The organism is Streptomyces sp. NPDC006487, assembly GCF_042870555.1.
Classification (GTDB): Bacteria; Actinomycetota; Actinomycetes; order Streptomycetales; family Streptomycetaceae; genus Streptomyces.
The window spans coordinates 1-2,977 of the sequence record NZ_JBIAHN010000052.1; the positions used below are offsets into that span (position 1 = coordinate 1).

Annotated in this window: 4 protein-coding genes and 1 pseudogene; all 5 read left to right on the forward strand. The window is 69.4% G+C overall.

The features are described from left to right. Window positions 1-92: pseudogene (locus tag ACFYM0_RS37920) on the forward strand (lytic transglycosylase domain-containing protein); the annotation flags it as partial. 185 nt (window positions 93-277) lie between these two features. Beyond that, window positions 278-742 (forward strand): GntR family transcriptional regulator, encoded by a 465-nt coding sequence (locus ACFYM0_RS37925; RefSeq protein ID WP_388510306.1) that lies wholly within the window; start codon window positions 278-280, stop codon window positions 740-742. A 55-nt stretch (window positions 743-797) separates the two neighbouring features. Further along, window positions 798-1,235, forward strand: coding sequence for a hypothetical protein (locus ACFYM0_RS37930; protein ID WP_388510309.1), 438 nt, complete (start codon window positions 798-800; stop codon window positions 1,233-1,235). A 233-nt stretch (window positions 1,236-1,468) separates the two neighbouring features. After that, entirely contained in the window at window positions 1,469-2,491 is a 1,023-nt protein-coding gene (locus tag ACFYM0_RS37935; RefSeq protein ID WP_388510312.1) for a transglycosylase family protein, read from the forward strand. A 54-nt stretch (window positions 2,492-2,545) separates the two neighbouring features. Further along, window positions 2,546-2,737 carry a hypothetical protein gene (locus ACFYM0_RS37940; protein ID WP_388510315.1) on the forward strand — a complete coding sequence of 64 codons (192 nt, stop codon included), beginning with the start codon at window positions 2,546-2,548 and terminating at the stop codon, window positions 2,735-2,737. Window positions 2,738-2,977: the final 240 nt, after the last annotated feature.

Sequence of the window (2,977 nt, forward strand, 5' to 3'; positions counted from 1 at the left end):
CCCAGATCAAGTGGACCCTGAACTACATGGACTCGCGGTACGGCAGCCCCGAGCACGCATGGTCCTTCTGGCAGAACCACGGCTGGTACTGACCGGCGCCGCCGGGACTCTTGCGAAATTCCTCCGGACCACTTCGCCACACCTTCGGCAAACCTCAGAGGTACCTGAGGGGAAGGTGAAGCCCCGCCAACGACGCCGCCCGGAGCGGACACAATGCGAGCGGTCCCCGGGAGGGCCGGCACGGGCGCCCCGGGCAGGTGGAGGAGGGGATGCGGATATGTCAGCGGAGAGAGCGGTGGCCACGACCGCCGGGCCGGGCACGCGGGACACGGTGGTCCTGGGCATGGTGCGCGCACACGTACGACGGAGATACGCCCCGGGCGAGGTTCTGGGCCCCCTGAGCGGCATCGCACGGGACCTGCTGCTCCAGCAGAACGCGGTACGGCGGGCCCTGCGCCGGCTGGACACCCTGGGGGAGATCGCCATCTGCGGCCCGTCCACGCGCGTAGTCCTGGAGCCCGGCCAGATGCATCCGCACGACCTGCCGCTGGCCCGCGCCGTGCGCGCCCGGATCCTGGCCGGCCGCTACCGCAGCGGGCAGGCCCTGGCCACCGGTCTCCTCGGCGATGAATTCGCGCTGAGCCCCGCCCACGTGCGGCGGGCCTGCGCCCACCTGCTGGCCGAAGGGCTCCTGCGTCAGGACGAGGCCGGGCCGTTCGGCCCGGCGTACTACGTCACGTGAACCCCGTAGAAACCAATGCGGAGGGGGCAGGGTGGCGGCAGGCAGGGTCTCCGCCGTGCCCTGCGTACTCGTGGTCGAAGACGACTCCGGCATCCGCACCTCGCCGATCGAGATCCTGACGGAGATCGGGCACGCGGTGCGCGGCGCGACCGACGGCTTCGGGGCGCTGCGCGAGGTCACGCGTACTGGTATCCACCGCCCGTTCACCGGCGGCCTCGACGACGTGCTCTACGCGACGAACGGCGCTTCAGTCCGACCTGGCCAGGGGGAGCTCCCGTTCGACGAGCCGGTGGACCTGACCCGCCTGGTGCCGCACAACGGAACGCGGGACGCGTTCAAGTCCTTGGACCGGGCCGGCGAGTTGGAGATCGAGTACTTCAACGCGAAATGGGTGATGGTGCGGATCGTGCGCGCCTTCGGCGACCGTCCCGGCGACATGGTCGCCGTTTCCGAGATCGAGTTCTTCAGCACGCTCCGCGGATACCTTTCCTGAGCGGGCCGGCGCACGCCGATGGGGAGGGGACGGCCCACGGATAGGCGGCGGTTAGGGAACGGGCGCCTAGGTTTGCCCCATACCGCTTTTCGGCCACCGCAGATGACGGGGCGAAGAAGTGTCAACCCATCAGTCCGGTGGTGCGCGTGTGCGTGCTGTGCAGAAGGGAACGAACCATGCTTGGAAAGGGACCCGGCCGACGACGCCGTCCGAAGCCTACGTGTGCGCAGCGTGTGGTGACCGCGACGGGTGTGACGGGAGCGGGCTTCGCCCTGCCCTTGATTCTCGGTGGCCCTGCCGAGGCTGCGCCCGCGAGCTCCTGGGAGAAGCTGGCGCAGTGCGAGAGTGGCGGCAACTGGCAGATCAACACGGGGAACGGCTATCACGGCGGTCTGCAGTTCGCGCCGGGTACGTGGGAGGCGTTCGGTGGAAAGGCCTACGCCGCTCAGGCCCATCTGGCTTCCAAGGAGCAGCAGATCGCCGTTGCGGAGAAGGTTCTCGCCAGTCAGGGTGCGAAGGCGTGGGGCGGTTGTGCGAAGCACATCGAGGGGCAGCAGCCGGCTGCCGAGACGCCGGCCGAGACCCCGGCCGGCGCCTCGGGCGCGGGCGGGGGTGGTGGTTCGTACACGGTCCGGTCAGGCGACACTCTGTCGCGCATCGCGGAGCTCCACGAAATGGACTGGAAATCGCTTTACGAGGCCAACTGGGACCGAATCAAGGATCCGCGTGTCATCGTGCCCGGTCAGAAGCTCGTGATACCCGGCGGGGCCACGACCACCCAGCCCGCGAAGCCCGCGAAGCCGGCCAACCCTGCCAAGCCCGCCAAGCCGGCCAAGGTCGTGAAGCCGGTCGCCGGCTTCGTGAGCGCCGACTACAGGACGCCTGGGGCCTGGTCACTCGGCTACCACTCGGGCGTCGACTTCGCCGCCAAGCACGGTGACCCGGTCGGCGCCGTGACCGCCGGCGTAGTCCACAAGACGGGGCAGAACGGCGACTTCGGCAACCAGGTGGTCGTCGAACACCGGCTCGTCATCGACGGCAAACAACAGACCCGTTACTCGTCGTACTCCCACCTCAGCGCCATCAGCGTCTCGCCCGGCGACAAGGTGGAGGCCGGCACCAAGGTCGGAAGCGTGGGTAGCACCGGTCGCTCCAACGGCCCGCATCTACACTTCGAGGTCGGCACGGCGCCCGATACGTTCTCCAGCCATACGAACCCGTACGCGCTGCTGCGCGGCACGTTCGCCCAGGCCTGACGGGGGCGGTACGCGGTGATCAGGAACGACATTTTTCAACAGGACATCCTGAGGGTGTCTCCGCGGGACGAGGGGGAGGAGCAGGCCGCACGGGTGGTCGTGGCGGGCCGGTCCCAGGACGCCGGTGACTGCGCGGTCCTCCTCAAGATGCTGGGTTTGTTCCCGGAGCCGCCCGCCCCGGAACCGGAGGGTCGCATCCACCTCCTGCTCCCGCTGCTGGACGGGAAGCGCGCTTCCGGTTGGTGACCACGCCGGGCGGTTCGGTCCCGGGCCTGGAAATCGCCTTCGGGTGGATTCGCCCTGGGTACGCCCCCACGCGGTCGACCCACGCCGGACCGCACCCGCCCTTAGGGCGTGCGAGGGCCCGGCGGCGTGATCGTCCCTGAGTCCCCGCCGGGCCGCGAGGGGGTTGCGCGACTATCCTCGGAGGGTGAGTAGCGGGAACGGCGGCGGAACCTCTTGAGTTCGGGGTGATCCCTTCATGAC

What these genes read in the sequence shown, in the direction of transcription:
- ACFYM0_RS37925 (WP_388510306.1), top strand. Translation starts at nt 278, where the DNA reads ATGTCAGCGGAGAGAGCGGTGGCCACGACCGCCGGGCCGGGCACGCGG.